The 18,657-nt window shown below is 41.1% G+C and carries 20 protein-coding genes; 10 read left to right on the top strand and 10 right to left on the bottom strand.

Features of this window, described 5'->3' with window-relative positions:
- Positions 1 to 68 precede the first annotated feature (68 nt).
- Positions 69 to 1,160, top strand: a complete 1,092-nt coding sequence (gene mobA, locus C228_RS0100265; RefSeq protein ID WP_018650729.1) for a molybdenum cofactor guanylyltransferase MobA — start codon at positions 69 to 71, stop codon at positions 1,158 to 1,160.
- A gap of 42 nt (positions 1,161 to 1,202) precedes the next feature.
- On the opposite strand, the gene accC is transcribed toward mobA, so the two are convergent.
- The 7 genes from accC to C228_RS0100300 form a co-directional block, all read right to left on the bottom strand.
- The gene (gene accC / locus C228_RS0100270) at positions 1,203 to 2,546 is read right to left on the bottom strand and encodes an acetyl-CoA carboxylase biotin carboxylase subunit (protein ID WP_018650730.1); all 1,344 of its coding nucleotides are present in this window, start codon (positions 2,544 to 2,546) and stop codon (positions 1,203 to 1,205) included.
- A gap of 146 nt (positions 2,547 to 2,692) precedes the next feature.
- On the bottom strand, positions 2,693 to 3,160 hold the full coding sequence (gene accB / locus C228_RS0100275) for an acetyl-CoA carboxylase biotin carboxyl carrier protein (protein WP_018650731.1): 468 nt from the start codon (positions 3,158 to 3,160) through the stop codon (positions 2,693 to 2,695).
- 171 nt (positions 3,161 to 3,331) lie between these two features.
- The gene (locus tag C228_RS0100280; RefSeq protein ID WP_018650732.1) at positions 3,332 to 4,120 is read right to left on the bottom strand and encodes a glycosyltransferase family 32 protein; all 789 of its coding nucleotides are present in this window, start codon (positions 4,118 to 4,120) and stop codon (positions 3,332 to 3,334) included.
- On the bottom strand, positions 4,113 to 4,577 hold the full coding sequence (gene aroQ / locus C228_RS0100285; RefSeq protein WP_018650733.1) for a type II 3-dehydroquinate dehydratase: 465 nt from the start codon (positions 4,575 to 4,577) through the stop codon (positions 4,113 to 4,115). Before aroQ ends, C228_RS0100280 begins: the two co-directional genes overlap by 8 nt.
- Positions 4,578 to 4,641: 64 nt before the next feature.
- A complete protein-coding gene (dapD, locus tag C228_RS0100290) occupies positions 4,642 to 5,466 on the bottom strand; it encodes a 2,3,4,5-tetrahydropyridine-2,6-dicarboxylate N-succinyltransferase (protein WP_018650734.1) in 825 nt (274 codons plus the stop codon).
- A gap of 170 nt (positions 5,467 to 5,636) precedes the next feature.
- The gene (locus tag C228_RS0100295) at positions 5,637 to 6,674 is read right to left on the bottom strand and encodes an LLM class flavin-dependent oxidoreductase (RefSeq protein WP_018650735.1); all 1,038 of its coding nucleotides are present in this window, start codon (positions 6,672 to 6,674) and stop codon (positions 5,637 to 5,639) included.
- 78 nt (positions 6,675 to 6,752) lie between these two features.
- Positions 6,753 to 7,814 carry an NADH:flavin oxidoreductase/NADH oxidase gene (locus C228_RS0100300; protein ID WP_018650736.1) on the bottom strand — a complete coding sequence of 354 codons (1,062 nt, stop codon included), beginning with the start codon at positions 7,812 to 7,814 and terminating at the stop codon, positions 6,753 to 6,755.
- A gap of 90 nt (positions 7,815 to 7,904) precedes the next feature.
- On the opposite strand from C228_RS0100300, the gene C228_RS0100305 reads away from it, so the two are divergent.
- Positions 7,905 to 8,804: a LysR family transcriptional regulator gene (locus C228_RS0100305; RefSeq protein WP_018650737.1), complete on the top strand. Its 900-nt coding sequence runs from the start codon at positions 7,905 to 7,907 to the stop codon at positions 8,802 to 8,804.
- 67 nt (positions 8,805 to 8,871) lie between these two features.
- Here the strand turns inward: C228_RS0100305 and C228_RS0100310 are convergent, their stop codons facing one another.
- Positions 8,872 to 9,726 carry an AraC family transcriptional regulator gene (locus C228_RS0100310; protein WP_018650738.1) on the bottom strand — a complete coding sequence of 285 codons (855 nt, stop codon included), beginning with the start codon at positions 9,724 to 9,726 and terminating at the stop codon, positions 8,872 to 8,874.
- A 118-nt stretch (positions 9,727 to 9,844) separates the two neighbouring features.
- Between C228_RS0100310 and C228_RS0100315 the strand changes: the two genes are divergently transcribed.
- A complete protein-coding gene (locus C228_RS0100315) occupies positions 9,845 to 10,303 on the top strand; it encodes a ferritin-like domain-containing protein (protein WP_018650739.1) in 459 nt (152 codons plus the stop codon).
- A gap of 10 nt (positions 10,304 to 10,313) precedes the next feature.
- A complete protein-coding gene (locus C228_RS0100320; protein ID WP_018650740.1) occupies positions 10,314 to 11,105 on the top strand; it encodes an HpcH/HpaI aldolase family protein in 792 nt (263 codons plus the stop codon).
- Positions 11,106 to 11,152: 47 nt separating this feature from the next.
- Here the strand turns inward: C228_RS0100320 and C228_RS0100325 are convergent, their stop codons facing one another.
- Positions 11,153 to 12,037 (bottom strand): LysR family transcriptional regulator, encoded by an 885-nt coding sequence (locus C228_RS0100325; RefSeq protein WP_018650741.1) that lies wholly within the window; start codon positions 12,035 to 12,037, stop codon positions 11,153 to 11,155.
- Positions 12,038 to 12,173: 136 nt separating this feature from the next.
- Between C228_RS0100325 and C228_RS0100330 the strand changes: the two genes are divergently transcribed.
- The 6 genes from C228_RS0100330 (at position 12,174) to C228_RS0100355 (ending at position 16,343) form a co-directional block, all read left to right on the top strand.
- Entirely contained in the window at positions 12,174 to 12,827 is a 654-nt protein-coding gene (locus C228_RS0100330) for an NAD(P)-dependent oxidoreductase (protein WP_018650742.1), read from the top strand.
- 42 nt (positions 12,828 to 12,869) lie between these two features.
- Positions 12,870 to 13,256, top strand: coding sequence for a hypothetical protein (locus C228_RS0100335; RefSeq protein WP_018650743.1), 387 nt, complete (start codon positions 12,870 to 12,872; stop codon positions 13,254 to 13,256).
- 129 nt (positions 13,257 to 13,385) lie between these two features.
- On the top strand, positions 13,386 to 14,513 hold the full coding sequence (locus C228_RS0100340) for an NADH-dependent flavin oxidoreductase (RefSeq protein ID WP_018650744.1): 1,128 nt from the start codon (positions 13,386 to 13,388) through the stop codon (positions 14,511 to 14,513).
- 23 nt (positions 14,514 to 14,536) lie between these two features.
- Positions 14,537 to 14,968 (top strand): organic hydroperoxide resistance protein, encoded by a 432-nt coding sequence (locus C228_RS0100345; protein ID WP_018650745.1) that lies wholly within the window; start codon positions 14,537 to 14,539, stop codon positions 14,966 to 14,968.
- Positions 14,969 to 15,148: 180 nt separating this feature from the next.
- Positions 15,149 to 15,703: an NAD(P)H-dependent oxidoreductase gene (locus C228_RS0100350; protein WP_018650746.1), complete on the top strand. Its 555-nt coding sequence runs from the start codon at positions 15,149 to 15,151 to the stop codon at positions 15,701 to 15,703.
- Positions 15,704 to 15,716: 13 nt separating this feature from the next.
- Complete coding sequence (locus C228_RS0100355; RefSeq protein WP_018650747.1) at positions 15,717 to 16,343, top strand: glutathione S-transferase family protein; 627 nt, start codon at positions 15,717 to 15,719, stop codon at positions 16,341 to 16,343.
- 47 nt (positions 16,344 to 16,390) lie between these two features.
- Here C228_RS0100355 and C228_RS0100360 read toward each other — a convergent pair whose 3' ends face one another.
- On the bottom strand, positions 16,391 to 18,655 hold the full coding sequence (locus tag C228_RS0100360) for an ankyrin repeat domain-containing protein (RefSeq protein WP_018650748.1): 2,265 nt from the start codon (positions 18,653 to 18,655) through the stop codon (positions 16,391 to 16,393).
- Positions 18,656 to 18,657 lie beyond the last annotated feature (2 nt).

Below are 18,657 nucleotides of genomic sequence, written 5' to 3' on the forward strand. Positions count from 1 at the left end.
ATCCTTGTTGAAAAGTTTCCGGAATCATATACTTTTAGCCATACTTTTGCAAAAGACTTGGACATAAAATGTTACGAATAGATCAAATTTCTGCGGTAATTTTAGCCGGTGGGCTTGCTCGCCGTATGAATGGCGTGGAAAAAGGCTTACAGCAATTACAGGGCAAACCGCTGATTTTGCATATTGTAGAGCATCTTGCACCGCAGATCGCTAGGATTCATTTGAATATCAATCGTTCACAAGCGGCATACCAAACGCATTTCCCACAGCTGCCTTTTTATTGCGATAATTTGAGTGGCTTCCAAGGGCCGCTGAGCGGAATGCTTGCCGGCTTTGAAAAGATCAACAGTGAATACCTGTTATTCGTCCCGTGTGATACGCCGTTCTTACCAAGTAATTTAGTAAAAAAACTTTCAGTTACATTGGCAATCAACCAAGCTCAAATCGCTTATGTGCATGACGGCGAGCGAGCACATCCTACTATTGCCTTGATTCATCGTTCGGTAGCTGAATCGCTTCGTCACTATCTGGTAAGCGGTGAGCGTCGTCTATTTCAATTTTTCCAAACGCAAAAAAGTGTTGCGGTGGATTTCTCTGAGCAGAAAGCTGCTTTTCAAAATATAAATACTTTTGCTGATTTGGAAAATGTTAGTTTAACAGCTACCAACACACCAAAATTATTGGGTATTACCGGCTATAGCGGCACTGGCAAAACTACCTTATTGGAAAAATTAATTCCAAAATTGACCGCTTGTCAGATTAGAGTAGGATTGATTAAACATTCGCACCACAATGTCGAAGTGGATAAACTGGGTAAAGATAGTCACCGTTTACGTATTGCCGGCGCAAATCCGACTATGATTGTCTGTGAAGAGCGTTGGGCATTAATGACCGAAACACCGACACAAGCGGTTGATTTTCAGCAATTAATTGCAAAATTTGATCCGAAAGCCGTGGATTTAATTTTGGTGGAAGGCTTTAAGCACGAGCCGATTGCCAAGATTCAGTTGCATCGTCAAGCAATTGAAAAACCATTGCCTGAACTTGATGAATGGACGATTGCAACCGCGACCGATTATCCGCTCACACGAGAGAATCGCTTAGATATTAATGATATTGAGCAGATTGCGGATTTCATTCAGCAATGGCTTAAAAGCTAAAAGAAAGCGGTAAGATTTTCAGTAAATCTTACCGCTTGTTGCTTATTTAAGACCGAGTTTTTTCTCGAGGTAGTGGATATTAGTACCACCTTTACGGAAGTTTTCGTCTTCCATAATCAGATTGTGTAATGGAATATTGGTTTTAATTCCTTCCACAATCGTTTCTGATAAGGCATTTTGCATACGACGGATTGCAATATCACGATCTTCTGCAAAAGTAATCAATTTACCGATCATTGAATCATAATGCGGTGGTACGGTATAACCGTTATAAATGTGAGAATCCCAACGCACACCTAAACCGCCCGGCACGTGTAAACGTGTGATTTTGCCCGGTGAAGGTAAGAAGGTGTTCGGATCTTCCGCATTGATACGACATTCTATCGCGTGACCTTTCACTTTGATGTCTTCTTGTTTGATTGAAATCGGAAGATCCGCCGCCACACGTAATTGCTCTTTTACTAAGTCCACACCAGTGATCATTTCTGTGACCGGATGTTCTACTTGTAAACGAGTATTCATTTCAATGAAATAGAATTCGCCGTTTTCGAACAAGAATTCGAATGTACCAGCACCACGATAACCGATTTCACGACATGCATTCGCACAACGCTCACCGATGAATTTACGTAATTCAGGGGTAATACCCGGTGCCGGCGCTTCTTCCACCACTTTTTGGTGACGGCGTTGCATTGAACAGTCACGTTCCGCTAAATAAACCGCATTACCGTGTGTATCCGCTAATACTTGGATTTCAATATGGCGTGGATTTTCTAAGTATTTTTCCATGTACACCATATCGTTATTAAATGCTGCTTTTGCTTCCGCTTTGGTCATTGCGATGGATTCTTCGAGATCTTTCTCGTTATATACCACACGCATACCACGACCGCCGCCACCGCCAGACGCTTTAATAATGACCGGATAACCAATACGTTTTGCAATTTCTTTGTTTTTAATCGGATCGTTGCCTACTGGGCCGTCAGAACCCGGTACACAAGGAACGCCTGCTTTTTTCATTGCATTGATTGCCGATACTTTATCACCCATTAAACGAATCACGTCAGCAGTAGGGCCGATAAAGGTAAAGCCTGAGTTTTCTACCTGTTCGGCAAAGTCCGCATTTTCAGATAAGAAACCGTAGCCCGGGTGGATTGCATCTGCGTTAGTCACTTCTGCTGCGGCAATGATCATCGGAATGTTTAAGTAACTTTTTACTGAAGGTGCTGGGCCGATACAAATTGTTTCGTCCGCTAAAAGCACGTGTTTTAATTCACGGTCTGCCGTTGAGTGAACTGCAACCGTCTTGATGCCAAGCTCTTTACACGCACGTAAAATACGTAATGCGATTTCGCCACGGTTTGCAATGACAACTTTTTCTAACATTGGAGTTTTCCCCTTTTGCCAAGGAAAAGAGCGGAACACTGGGATATGGCTACAAGCGGTCAAATTTGCTGATTTTTTTGCAAAATTTGAGAGAAAACAGACCGCTTGTAAGCTAACAGTATTCCGTTATTTCCGTGGTGAATAAATTATTCGATGATGATAAGTTTTTGGTCGAATTCAACCGCTTCGCCGTCGTTTACTAAAATCGCTTTAACCACACCGGCTTTGTCTGATTCGATACGATTCATCATTTTCATTGCTTCAACGATACATAATGCATCACCCACGTTTACTGTTTGACCTACTTCAATGAATGGTTTTGCATCCGGGCTTGGGCTACGGTAGAACGTACCTACCATTGGTGAAAGCACTGCGTGACCGCTTACTTCTGCTGATGCAGTCGGTGCTGCAGCCGCAGGTGCCGCTTGTGCAGCAGGAGCCGCTGCCGGCGCAACCGCTGCCGCTTGAGGTGCCGCAACATATTGCACTGCCGCTGATGCAGCCGGTTGAGCACGGCTAATACGTACTGTACCTTCTTCTTCAGACACTTCTAATTCAGTAATGCCTGATTCTTCAACTAATTCGATAAGTTTTTTGATTTTGCGAATATCCATAGTGAGATTCCGTTTTTATAGTCAATTAAAAAGAGAAACTCTGCACAGTATTGCGCAGAGTAAAAATCTTGTCTAGATTACCTGAAATTCGCCTATTTTGCGAATAAAATCTCGTAAAATTGGCGAAATTCACGCAATTTTATAACTGATCGTAGCAGTTACAAAGTGAACTTATTTTAATAAATCTTCGTTCTTTTTGTAGTTCCATTTACTACGAGGTTTATCAATATATTGAAAATACTCATTCGTGAAAGTACCTTGAGCACAAGTTACTTTGTCACGGCGAGTATTGACTTGTTTGTCACCGATTGCGATATTTAACGTATCCGGACCTGTCATCACGAAGACACCGCCTTCAATTCGGCGATTTTCGATATTGCTGACAATAATTTCAAGTGTGTCTTTTAAGATAGGATGACCTTTCTCGCAAGCTAAAAAGAAATTGGTATATTTATCACGACGTTTAATTAAGACTTCCTGATTGTTTTCCCGAATAATTTGTGAGATTGGGAAGACTAAATGCCCGTCAATATCAATATAAATTCCGCCTTCCTGATGTAAAGTAAATACGCGCCAAAAATCCGCTTGTGCCGCACCGTCGGTTAATTTGCTATAGGCATTAAAGATACGTTCATCGGCATGGGTTTTAATATAGCTTTCTCGTTCTTCGGTACTGACATAACGATAATCGTAACTTAGCGACATTAAGCGGTTAAACAGATAATTTGCATATACTGGTAATGTTACTTTGTTTGAATAATTGGTTTGCCAGATAGTTTTAGTGATTCGGGTAGTTTGGTTCGACTTAATTTTTGCCGGACTATATTCCGGAATCGTAAAACGAAGCTTAGGAAAAACAGCGTGGAACGGGTAGCTTAGTACCTTCACCACATTCCCGAATAAACGTTCTAAACCGTTACAGACGACAATCAGCGATTCATATTTCACTGGATTAGCCATTCATTACCTCTTCTAATTGGATTTTGTTTAATTCTGAAATTGCGAAGTTGAGTGCGTAATCATAACCTTTTGCACCTAAACCGCAAATCACGCCTTTTGCAACATCACTTAGATAAGAATGATGGCGGAAAGGTTCACGGGCGTGAACATTCGAAAGATGGATTTCAACGAACGGAATGGATACTGCCAACAACGCATCACGAATTGCCACGCTGGTATGGGTAAAGGCACCGGGGTTGATGATAATAAAATCGGTATTTTGAAATGCTTGATGAATCCGATTAATCAGCGGTTCTTCTCCGTTTGCCTGAAAATAATCCAATTTGTAGCCTTGCGCCTGTGCCGATTGTTGTAAGTGTTGTTCAATATCTGCGAGGGTTTGCGAGCCGTAAATATGCGGTTCTCGTTTGCCTAACATATTTAAATTAGGGCCGTTTAAGAGAAGAATTTTTTTCATATCGATTCCTTACAAGCGGTAAAAAAATCCCCCTCTTTTGCAAGGAGGGGGCGGGAAGATTTAATTACTCTTCGATGGTACGAAGTAATTCGTTGATGCCCACTTTACCTAAAGTTTTCGCATCAACTTTTTTCACGATGACTGCGCAATATAAGCTGTATTTACCGCATTTTGACGGAAGGCTACCGGATACAACCACAGAACCTGCCGGTACACGACCGTAGTGGATTTCGCCGGTTTCACGGTCATAAATACGAGTCGATTGACCGATAAATACGCCCATTGAAATTACACAACCGTCTTCTACGATTACGCCTTCAACCACTTCTGAACGTGCGCCGATAAAGCAGTTATCGCCGATGATGGTTGGGTTTGCTTGTAACGGTTCTAACACACCACCGATACCTACGCCACCAGATAAGTGAACGTTTTTACCAATTTGTGCGCATGAACCTACGGTTGCCCAAGTGTCAACCATTGTGCCTTCGCCCACGTATGCACCGATGTTTACATAAGACGGCATTAATACGCAGTTTTTAGAAATGTATGCACCTTTACGTACAGTTGCAGACGGCACCACACGGAAACCTTCTTGTGCAAAACGTTCTTCAGTGTAATCTGCAAATTTTAAACCTACTTTGTCGTAGTATTTGGTTTCTGCGCCGTCAATAATTTGGTTGTCATTGATACGGAATGAAAGTAAAACCGCTTTTTTTAACCATTGATGAGTTACCCACTCACCGTCAATTTTTTCCGCTACACGATATTTACCGCTATCTAAACCTTCGATAACTTCTTCAATTGCTGCACGAGCTTCTGCATCAACTGTTTTGGGTGTGATTTCAGCACGACGCTCAAATGCTGCTTCAATAATTGCTTGTAAAGACATTGTTGTGTTCCTTTAATGTGAATGGGAATGTGAGAGAAAATTTGTCGCAATTTTTAACATAAATAGCCATTTTTTGCTACTAGAAAAAAGACAATCGGTTAGATTGACAAAACTTTTTGTAAAATTTTGCACAAATCTAACCGCTTATTTTCTCTTAGGTGTTGGCTAGGCTAGAATTGATCAACAACTTCCTTCAACAAGCGGTAAGATTTCGCTTGTTTTTGTTCATCGTAGATATAACTTACCGCCATAATTTCATCAATTTCCACTCGTTTAGCTAATTGGGTTAATTGGGCTTTGACCGTTGCCGTCGAGCCGACTAGTGTACAAGCGGTCATTTGTTCTACCACCGCTTTTTCTTGGTGGTAAATCTGCATTTCACGTAAATCAACCGGTCCGAAGTGCAGCTCGTTTTCCGTACGGTTAAAGTTTTGCCATACTTCCGCATCATTTGCCATTGGCGGTTGTAAATTCTGTTGTGCGTTTGTCACGACATTAATAAAGAATTGGGTTTGTGTGGTCACTAGACTTTGTGCTTCCGCATCGCTATCCGCCACAATTGCATTTACGCCCATAATCACATAAGGTTTTGCTAAATAGTCGGACGGTTTGAAATAACGACGATAAATTTCGACTGCTTCCATCATCATACGTGGGGCAAAATGTGCGGCAAACGCATAAGGTAAGCCCAGTTCTGCAGCTAAATAAGCACTTTCGGTGCTGGAGCCTAAAATATAGAACGGGATATCTAAACCGGCAGCAGGGTAAGCGGAAACCGGATTGGTATTTTGGAAATAACCACGTAGTTCGGCGATTTCATCCGGAAATTCGAGATGTTTTGCTCCTCGGCGTAACGCGTTAGCGGTACGCATATCGGTTCCGGGCGCTCTGCCTAAGCCAAGCTGAACACGATTCGGATAAAGGGTCGCAAGGGTTCCGTATTGCTCTGCTACAATATAAGGGCTATGGTTCGGCAACATCACACCGCCTGAGCCGACCGCAATTTTTTGAGTATTGGCTAAAGCGTGTTGAATCAGCAGGGTAGTTGCTGAGCTGGCTAAGTTTTTCATATTATGGTGTTCGGCAATCCAATAGCGAGCCAAATCCAGTTCTTCCGCCAGTTGTGCCAGTTTCACCATAGATTGCATTGCTTGTGTGTAGTCTTGTCCTTCACGCACTGGGACGAGATTTAAAATAGAAAGTTGCATAATGTGATAAACCCGAGTGTGATAAATAAGAAAGCGGTGTAAAAAATGCTTCTTTTTACACCGCTTGTATAAGATTAATTAGAAATAACCACGTTGATATTGTGCCGGTACAAATTCAATACCGCTGTTATTTGACGCATTTTGTGCGTATTGTATATTCAATAACCATTGTGGGTCACGTAATAGTGCACGGCCAACACTGACTAAATCCGCATCGCCGATTGCTAACACATGATCAACCACATTCGCATCATCTAACATACCGACTGCAATGGTTGGTAAACCGGTCGCTTGTTTTACCGCACGAGCTAGATACACTTGATAACCTGCGTTAAATGGCGGATGTTTGCCTTCCGCTAACACACCGTCACCGCCGGCACTCACGTGCATACAATCTGCACCGGCGGCTGCAAAACGTTTTGCCATTTCCACACCGTAATCCGCATCAAAGCCGTCCGCACTGAATTCTTGTGCTGAAATACGTACGATTAACGGCATATCCGCTGGCATGACTGCTTTAGCCGCTTTAATCACTTGTTCACCGAATAAGAAACGATCTTGACCATATTCATCGCTACGTTGGTTTGATTTCGGTGATGAGAATTGGTGAATTAAATAGCCGTGTGCGCCGTGAATCTCAATCGCATCAAAGCCGGCTTCCACCGCACGTCTTGCCGAGTCTTGGTAGGCTTGGATAATCTCTTGAATTTCCACCGCACTTAGTTCTCGTGGCGTTTTTAAATTCTGACCTGCATAATCTAATTCACCGTAATGAATTGCTGAGGGGGCAACCACATCATCGCAATCTTGCGCTTTACGACCAGCGTGACCGATTTGCACCGCAATTTTACTGCCGTATTTATGTACGGAATCGACAATCGGTTTAAACGCATCACGCTGTTCATCATTCCATAACCCTAAACACTTAGGTGTAATACGACCGTTTGGCGCAACGTTGGTCATTTCCACAATGATTAAACCGACACCACCAATCGCACGAGCGGTGTAATGCACAAAATGCCAGTCGTTCGGGACACCGTCTGTTGCCGAATATTGGCACATCGGCGGCATCACGATACGGTTTTTGAGTTCAAGATTTTTGAGCTTGAAAGGTGTTTGTAAATATCTAAATTTCGCCATGTCTAAATCCTTACTTGCAAAAAATTGTATAAATTTTACCGCTTGTTATAATATAAAAACTAATCATATTTGTTTATGGAAGTTATAAAGATGCGTGATATTAGAACCGTTGATTTAAACTTATTGAAAGCGTTTGATGCACTCTTGCAAGAACGCAACGTAACTAAAGCGGCACAACGTTTGTCTGTGACTCAACCGGCAATGAGTGCGATGCTGAATCGTCTGCGTGACAGCTTTGGTGACCCTTTGTTTGTACGTGTGCAACATGGGATTGAGCCAACCGCCAGAGCCTTGGCATTAATGCCTTCGGTTAAAACTATTTTGTCGGAAGTGAATCGAATGTTACGTCCGGTGGAATTTGATCCGCAAACGGCTGAAATGACGATTAATATCGCCTCGACCGATTATGGTTTGGAAGCCATTGGTACCCCTTTTTTAGCGCATTTGAAGCAACTTGCACCCAAAATTCGTGTTGCTTTTTTACCGGCACAAGATGTGGATTTATTAGCCCAATTTGAACAGGCGAGAATTGATATTGCCTTAGTTTCCACCCAACATATTCCAGCGGATTTACACAGCAAACCGTTGTTGACAGAACATTATGTTTGTGTGATGCGAGAAGATCACCCAATGGCAAATCAACCGCTCCATTTAGACAACTTTTGTGAATTGGATTTTGCGATGATGTCCTATGACGGCGGGCAATTTTACGGTGTTTGCGATGAGGCATTGGCGAAACTCGGTAAAACCCGTCGTGTGTCAGTATCGGTCAATCACTTTTCTTTGCTACCGAATATCTTACGTAGTACCGATGTGGTTGCGTTGGTGCCATCACGTTTATCCCACAACCTCAGCGGATTAATTTGCAAAGATCTTCCGCTCGAAGTACAAGGTTTTGCAATCCAAATAGCGTGGCACGAACGCACCCACCAAGACCCTGCCTACCAATGGCTCAGAAATTTGTTGGTGGAGAGTTTGACGAAACAATAATTGACGAGCGTATTTGCAAAAAATTAGGGAAATTAGACCGCTTGTTGTTACTCATATAGCAAATATACTAGCTCGCATCCCCTTTCGGGCTTACTCCAAAATGTCTTTTATATTCTCGGCTAAACTGACTTGGGCTTTCGTAACCGACTTGGAAAGCAATATTAGCGATATTGCTTTGCTTGGTTTGAATAAGCTTTTGTGCGGTCAGTAGGCGATGCGATTTTTGGTATTGCAGCGGTGACATATTGGTCATTTTTTTAAAATGCGAATGAAAACCTGAAACCGACATTCCCGCCTGTTTCGCTAAATCATCTACCCGTAACGGTTCAGACAAATGTTGCTCGATCCAAAGTGCGGTTTGAGCGATTCGATTTGTGTGGCTACCTACTTGTACCAATTCTCGTAATTTCTGCCCTTGATTACTTTTTAGCAGAACATAGTAAATTTGTTGCTGAATAAGCGGCGCAAGAAAATCTATATCTTCCGGCGTTTTGAGCAAATCAATCAGGCGCTCGAACTGAGCCAATAGATTTTCTTCCATTTGCCATTGTAAGAAAGCGGTCGATTTTGGCTGATTTTTTGCAATTGTTTTTGGAATATGTGGCGCGATACTTGCCACCATTTTTAGATCGATTTTCATCGTCATCATCAAGTAGGGCTTTTCGGGGCTTGCTTCGACCACTTCTACCGACAATGGCACGTTTACCGGACAGAACATAAAATGTTGATTGCTGAATAGCGTACATTGATCACCGATACAAATTTTTCGTTCGCCTTGCAACACAATACAAATGCGAGGTTCAAGAATTGTGTTCGCCACCGGTGTAGGGCGATCGGCGTGCTGAATCACAAGTCCTTCAATCGGTGTTTGCCAAACTTGGTTTTTCGGTACAAGCGGTAATAATTTATCAATAATTTGCATATTTGTAGAATTAGGCAAGTTGTTTGGAGAAATAATATACCTGTAAAATAAAAGCTATCATAAGATAATCACAGTTTCAAACGCAATGAATTTATCGATGTGATCAAGGAGAAACAAAATGAAAGACGTACAAAAAACGATTGAAATTTTACAACATATCTCTACACAACTGACTGCTAACGCCCTTAACCACCAAATTATGGCTCGTGTGTTCGCCAGTCAAGGTTTTACCAAATTGGCAGAAAAATATGCGGAACACGGTGCATCAGAGCTAGATTTTATCGCCAAATTCCATAATCGAATTTTAGATTTAGACGGTGAAATTCGCCAAGACGAAATTCCCACTCGCCAAATATTCAATGATATTGAAGACTTCTTAGCATACGATTTAAAAGCATCACTAGATGGCTTACCAATTGTTGAAGATGTTTTAAATGCAGGTTATTTAGATATTACCACTTACGATCTGATCAAAGATTACTACAAAGACGAAGAAGAAGATTTGAACTGGACGAAGTCGCAAATCGACTTAATCCAAGCGGTCGGAAAACAAGTTTATTTAGCAAAAATGCTATAAGGAGCAAACAATGGCAATGGTAAAAGATTTCTTATATAACAACTTAAAACATAACATTGAAGCGGGTAAAATGCAGTATGGCGTGGCGTTAGAAACCACCTCAGCCGATGTGGCGGAAGTGCTTGCGACCACGGATTATGACTGGCTTTTCATTGATGCGGAACATGGTTCGCACAATATTCAGACCATTTTAAACGTAGCCCGTGCGATCGCCCCTTACGAGATGACTCCGGTAGTACGTGTTGGTGAAGCAACTGCTGGTACATTCAAGCAGTTAATGGATTCTGGGATTCAAAACATTATCGTACCAATGGTGGAGAGTGGCGAAGAAGCAGCACAAATCATTCGTTGGGCGAAATATCCGGCTGAAGGCAAACGTGGCATGGGCGCGGGCGTAGTACGAGCTTCTCGTTTTGGACGTATCCCTGATTACCAACAACGCATTGATGATGAATCAATGATTATGTTGCAAATTGAAAGCCTAAAAGGTATGGAAAATTTAGACGCTATTGCAAGTACAAAAGGCGTAGGTGCGATTTTCTTAGGCCCTGCGGATTTAGCAGTGGATATGGGATTAGGTTCAAACATTCTGCACCCTGACGTGGTGGCGAAAATGGAATATGCGATCAAGCGTATCCGTGAATTAGGCGTACCTGTTGGCACCATCGCTGCAACGCTAGAGCAAGCAAAACACTATGCGGATCTTGGCGTATCATTCTTTGCTCTCGGTGCCGATACGGCATTTATCGCAAGTGCAGCAGATAGCACAGTGGCGAGCTTTAAAGCGAAATTAGAGAAATAGGCAACTTCCGTGGGCTAAAATGCCCACGCATTCATTTTTTTGATGCCCTACCAATCTTTCTGTTCAAATTCTTCTACTAAAAAATCAATGATTTGTCGCACCGCAAGCGGTAATTTTTCTCGGCTTGGATACAAAGCGTAAAGGCTGTATTTGGGGAGTGTCCATTCAGGCAAGACGTTGAGAACTTTACCGCTTGCCAGTAGGTCGCCTAACATATATTTTGGTAACATCGCAATGCCATTATCGGCAAGCACACTGTTGAGCAAGGCGGTAGAATCGTTGGTGGTAAATTTACTCGACAAATCAATTTCTGCAGTGCGTTCCCCTTGCGTTAAGTGCCACATTTTCATACTGCTATGGCAAAGCTGATGATGTTGCGACAAGTCGTTGGGCGTGGTTGGCGTGCCGTATTCCGCAAGGTAGGCGGGGCTTGCCACTAGCAATGAATGGCAATCCGCCAATTTTCGAGCAATCAAATGGGGGTCAGGGTTATGAGTAATCCGAATGGCAAGATCGATACGCTCGCTAATTAAATCGACCAAATTATCCGTCAGTTGCAACTGCACATTGAGTTTGGGGTGCTGTTTGATAAAGCGGTTAATGCTATTTGCTAAATGCAAACTGCCGAAGGAAACCGAACTCGCCACCCGAATCACACCTCGCAATTCGCCTTTTTGAGCGGAAATTTCTCGTTCCATTTCCACCGCACTTTCGGTAATTTTTCGGCAAAAAACGACCGCTTGCTCGCCAAGCTCGGTAAGCACCACTTTGCGTGTGGTGCGTTGGAATAAGCGAGCGTTGAGCCAGTCTTCCATTAGGGCAATATAACGGCTGATCATCGGTTTAGAAATGTTTAATCGTTCAGCCGTTTGGGTAAAACTGCCTGTTTCAGCCACCGATAGAAAAACATTGATTGCAGTGAGTTTATCCATTTTTACCTCTATTGTTTCCTGTTGAGAAACAATATTATTCAAAAATCGCCATTTATTCAATTTTTTGTTTCTTTATACTGTGCAACATCAAGACGGCAACGTCATTATTTTTTTAATTTAATAGAAGGAAAACGTTATGAAAATCGCAGTAATTGGTGCAACAGGTTTAGTGGGCAATGCAACAGTGCAAGAATTAGCTTCTCGTGGACACGAGGTTGTGGGTTTTGCTCGCAATACTGAAAAAGTGTTTAAGGCAGAGAATGTTCAAGCCGTGCAAGCGGACGTAAATGCAGAAGATTTTGCAGAAAAATTAGCAGGGTTTGATGCGGTGGTGAGTGCGTTTAATGGCGGTTGGACAAACCCAAATTTAGCTGAAGATACCGAGCGTGGTTCAGCGTCTATTTTGAATGCAGCTAAAGTTACTAATGTGCCGTATTTATTGGTGATTGGTGGTGCGGGTAGCCTTTATGTTGCCCCTAATTTGCAGCTGGTGGATACGCCAAATTTCCCACCTGAAGTGTTCCCAGCGGCAAATGTGGTGCGTAATTTACTTACCGAATTACAAGGTCGCCGTGATATTAACTGGGCATTTTTATCGCCTGCGGCAATGTTTGCGGTAAACCCACTTTCGTTTGAAAAAACAGGCAAATATCGCCTAGGCAAAGACGATATGTTGCTCAACGCTGACGGCACGCCAGCAGATATTTCAGTTCCAGATTTAGCCGTGGCAATCGCTGATGATGTGGAGCAAAAAGCCCACTTATTTAGCCGATTTACGGTAGCGAACTAAGAAACAGGGCGGAAATGCCCTTTTTCGTTATAGGAGTAAATAATGGCTCTGTTGATTTTTAGCCTAATATGTGGCGGGATTTTTTGGAAAATGCTTAACCACTCGCCCCGCTTGCTCCATTTAGGTGAACTACAAAAGATGGAAAACATCCAATTAGACAACACCGTTTTTTATGTTGAAGAAACTCGCTTTGCGACAAACAATTTAGCGGTTAATCAGTATCAACACTTGGCGATGCATTTTTACGATAGGGGGAAATTGTTGAGATATCGCCACGATTGGTACGATCTCTGCCTAACGGTATTTCAATTTGAAGATTGTTCAATGTGGCTTTGGCGGCGAGGTAATCATATCCGCTTAGTCAAAAGCCAAGAATCAATGGAACTTGCTGAATTTGAAAAAAAGATTTCCCCTATCGCTTATAGTTAAATGTTTTCACCAATACCATAATATTTGGAGAATTAGGCAAGTATTTTAGAGAAATAAGCTACCGCCCACCACCAAATTCCTCCTAAAATAACCGCACTTCTAATGGATAACGCTTAACAGGAGAACATAATGAATTCACTTTTTCAAACTTATACTTTAAACAATGGCGTAGAAATTAAAAACCGCTTAGTGGTTGCACCAATGACCCACTTCGGTTCAAACGAAGACGGTACATTAGGTGCACAAGAGCGTACTTTTATTAGCAACCGTGCGGTGGATATGGGGATGTTTATCACAGCGGCTACGTTAGTGGCGAAAAATGGTAAAACCTTTGTAGGACAACCTGAAGCCCTTGACGATAGCCACTTAGACAGCTTGCGTGAAACGGCAAAAGTGTTGCAAGCGCAAGGCACCAAAGCAATTTTACAAATTCATCACGGTGGCGTGAATGCACAAGCAAATTTAACAGACGGACAAGCACTGATTAGTGCCTCAGACCACGCTGAAAGCGGTGCAAAAGCAGCAACAGCTGATGAAGTGGTGGCGTTAATTCAAGCCTATACCAATGCGGCAGAGTTAGCGATCCGTGCAGGCTTTGACGGTGTGGAAATTCACGGTGCGAATGGCTATTTGATTCAACAGTTCTTCTCGGGCGAATTTAACCGTCGTACGGACGAATGGGGCGGTAGCCTTGAAAAACGTTTACGTTTCCCATTGGCGATTGTGGATTCAGTCGTGGCGTTAAAAGAGAAATATGCAAAACCTGAATTTATTGTAGGCTACCGCTTCTCACCGGAAGAACCGGGTGAAAACGGCTTAACTATGGCGGATACGTTCGCTTTAATTGATGCGTTAGTGGAAAAACCATTGCAGTACTTACACGTTTCATTGCACGAATTTGACAAAAAAGCACGTCGTGGAGCAGACACTAACCTCACTCGTATGCAACTTATTCACGAACGCATTAACGGCAAATTGCCATTAATTGGAGTGGGTGGCTTACTTTCAGGTGAGCAAATCCGATCAGCATTCCAAACAGGCTGGGCGGAGTTTATTGGCTTAGGTAAAGCGGTAATGGTAAATCCAAACATTGCAACTTTATTGAAAGGAAACCGTGATAGCGAAATTGCGACCGAGCTTGATCCAACTCGTGCCGACCAATACGGTATGCCAGACATTCTGTGGGGCTTATGCCAACAAGGTGGTGCGTGGTTGCCACCTGTGAAAGGTCAAGACTGGAAACCATTAGATATTTAATCTTTATTTAGAAGGAATACACAATGAAAATTTTTTACAAAACATCAGCAACAGCAACAGGCGGTCGTGATGGTCATACACGCGTAGATGATGGTTCGCTTGGTTTAGATTTAGTGAGTTTCCAAAATGAAAGCGGTAAAGTGGGGGCGAACCCAGAACAGCTTTTCGCAATGGGCTACGCAGCGTGCTTTGACAATGCGATTATCCACGTTGCCCCAACACTAGGCATTAAACCAACTAAACATTCAACGACAGTTGGCGTGGGTATCGGTCAAAAACCAGACGGTGCATTCAGCTTTGAAATTGACATCACTATCACAGTGGAAGGAATTAGCTTGGAAGAAGCAAAAACGTTAATTGAAAAAGCACATGCAACTTGCCCATACTCAAACGCAACACGTGGCAATGTCGATGTACGTTTACACGTGAATGTGATGCAAACTTTTGACTTGTAATTGAAAAATGCCGTTTGAGATAGATATTTCAAATGGCATTTGTTCATCAAGCGGTGAGATTTTCTAAAAATTTGCAAAACGCTTATGTTTGAACGTTAGCCTTGCTAACGGCTCCAAAGGAGCGAGCGAAGCGAGTAAAAATCCAACCGCACTTTATCTAACCACGAAGAGGACACAACAATGAAAAACGTATTAGTCATTTCAGGTCATAGCAACTTATCTCATTCAACTGCTAACGCACATATTCTTAAACGCTTAGAAAGCGAAATTGGCAATGTACAAGTGCGTGATTTAGCAGGGCTTTACGGCAATCAAGCTATTGATGTTGCAACTGAACAAGCGGCATTAGTGCAAGCGGATGTGGTGGTGTTCCAATATCCAATGCACTGGTACAGCATTCCAGCGATTCTTAAACGCTATTTTGATGATGTGTTTGCCTACGGTTTTGCTTACGGCACGGGTGGCGATAAATTACACGGTAAAAAAGTGATTTTCTCATACACAGTTGGTGGCGGAGAAGAGGCTTACAATGGCGAATTGTTCCACCGTTTAGACGATTTGCTTGCGCCATTAAAAGATACAGCAAAATTCTCAGGTTTAGTATGGCAAGCGCCGGTGCATAGCAGCGGAATGCTTTATATTCCGAGCGTAAGTTCAGAAGAGGATTTAGCCCAAGTGCAAGCGAAAGCAGATGACCACGCCAACCGCTTAATCAAACAAATTCAAAGTCTGTAAAAAGGGAAGAAAAATGATCACATTACATTATTTAAAACAATCTTGTTCACACCGTATCGTATGGCTACTTGAAGCCTTAGGCGTGGATTACGAACTAAAAATTTATGACCGCTTAGAAGGCACTGGCTTCGCACCGGCAGAACTGAAAGCACAACATCCGCTTGGCAAAGCCCCTGTATTGCAAGACGGCGATTTAGTGTTAGCGGAAGGCAATGCAATTATCCAACACTTGCTCGACCGCTACGACACGGAAAACCGTTTTACCCCAGCACACAAAACGGACGCTTATTCCAATTACGTTTACTGGCTAGCGATTTCAGTGTCAATGTTCTCCGCAAACTTACTGGCGTTAGTGTCGAAGAAAGGTGATTTAGGCGACTTCGCCCAATACACTAATGCGCAAGTTGGTTTATATTTCAATCACGTAGAAAAATCGTTAGAAGGCAAAACTTGGATCGTGGGTGAACAACTCACCGGTGCAGATTTTGCATTAAGCTTCCCTTTACAATGGGGCTTAAACTATGTGAACAAAGCGGATTATCCAAATATCACTCGTTACCTCGAACAAATCGAAACCCACCCCGCTTATCTCAAAGCGAATGAGAAAACAGCAGGTGGGTTGGATTTGAGTCGATTCTAAAATACAAGCGGTCGTAAATTGTTGGGAGTTTACGACCGCTTGAACAGTTACCAACTTATCTTATCGCTATTCCATCTTGCTTTTATATCTTTACAAAAATATCTTTTCCCATTGCAATAACAAGGTTGCCAAATATCTCCTCCTGCTTTTAACATCATAGCGAATGCTACGGGATCATTATTTTCAATAGCAAGCATAAAAGGTGTATATCCTTCGATACCTCCTACATTAATCGGAAAATTAACATTCGCCCCATAAGCAATTAACAACTCCATAATTTTGTATAGCTCATTTATTGATGAATATGTTTTTAATTGCTCATATTGAAATTTAGAGGGTGCAGAAATATTTTTATAGAGTCTTTCTAAATCATCTAAAAATACACCTTCTAATCCATATCGATTTCTTCTTAGGTATTCTGATAATTGTTTTTTGTCTATATTATTCATATCAGTCCGTTTTAATACACTCTTTGGATTTGATAAAAGAGTTAACATTCTAAGGCATTTATATAATGGGGTCTCTTTATCAAAACCAGTCAAATCTGGAATAGCCCCCATTTCTAATAATTTCTGAACTACATCAGATCTGCCACTTTCAACTGCTAACATTAGTGGATATTTTTGTTTCTTGGCTGTTTTTGTGTTAATTGTTTCTTTATTGTGTTCATATTTTATAATTAAATCAAAAAGTTGCTTGCTTTGCTTTCTTAATGGTATTTCCCATAAATTAAGTAACTCCAAACTCCAAAGTAATGCAGATTCTGAAGCATTAGATAATCCATTCACATCAGCTCCATATTCTAGGAGCTTTTTAATAATTTCTAAATCTTCATTTTTATATGTTGTTGCAAATTTTGATGCGAAATAGACGATTTGTGGCATCCTTTTGGCTCCATTACCAATACTAACTATTCTATCTGGCTTTTTATAATCAGGTTTTATACGTTCAAAATCATCAAACATTGTTTGGCTTAAAGAAATAGATCTATCTTGCCAAGATTCATAATCATAGTTTACGTCAGGGAATAGTCCCTCTTTAGGGAAATACTGGCTAAAATTCCTTGCCCACATATCGACTTCCCAATCGGAAATAATATCCTTATGGTTGATTTTTATTGAGTTATTATCTATTGAAGGTAATTCAATTCCAAACATAATCGCAGCATTTTTTAAATGCGATAAGAATTTGCGTTTACCAACTTTTTGGCTTTTTTCAAGAAATGCAGTAGAAATTAATGACTCTTTAATAATTTCATCTAAGTTCCTACCTGCACGAAACAATCCATTTTCAAATGCCTTTTCATATAACTCTACGGCTTTTTCTAAATTCCCAGAAAATAATTCCCAACGAGCTTCTAATTTATCTAAATGATATTGATGGTTAGCTATATCTCCCATACCTTCTAATGCTTTTCTTGCCGCTTTTATCAAGGTTTGAGATTTATCTCTATCCATTTCTGTCTTTTTAGTTTTTTGTGATAATAAATGTGTATTTAATTCCTCTAAACAATTTATCATTGTCGGAAGAATGGGGGCATATACTTCTTTTTGTTTTTGATGAATAGATTTATTCATACAAAAAGAAGCAAAGGCATCATCTAAATAAATACCATCAAAAAATGAATCTTTCATGTTACTTTCTTTTATTTTATCCGGTGCTCTTGCTATAAAAATCCAAAATTTAATTTTATTGACTGAATTACCAAGTTTTTGCTTTCCTTTACTATTTTTTCCTAAGTTTAGGATAGCTTGATACGATGGAAGGTATTCTCCTGTTTTCCAACGATATAATTTATTAAATTCTTCTATTTCTTTATTCTTTAATTGTTCAACATAATTAACCCAATTTTTATCTTCTTTTAGCCAATCAAAAACTACTTGGAACGAATTTGTATCTTTATCTAAAATTCTTTCTATTTGTTCTGGAGATGGTAAATAATGTTCTGGTATTCTTTCTCTGAAACGTATAATTGCTACAGGAAAGTAATATTGATTTAGAATCGACATTATCTCTACCCTTGATAAGCTATCAACATCAGTATTTCGTACTAAATTTGATACATAATCTTTAAAATGCTCTTTTAGGTGAGTAATAATTTCTGAACTGATGTTATGAGGTAATAACTTCTCAATAGGTTTTTTTATGCCTACTTTAAAGAAATGATCAATGAGTTCTTGACGAACATTAGGATTGTTAATTTGATCATCTAGTTGTTTCTTCTCTTTGCTATCAGGAATTTGTAAGTCAAGAATGTTCATGAGAGCGCGCATATTTTCCAAGACTGTTGGGAACGGTGTTTGTTTTTTCATTA

The sequence above is a fragment of the Actinobacillus capsulatus DSM 19761 genome (assembly GCF_000374285.1).
In the GTDB taxonomy this organism is placed as follows: domain Bacteria; phylum Pseudomonadota; class Gammaproteobacteria; order Enterobacterales; family Pasteurellaceae; genus Actinobacillus; species Actinobacillus capsulatus.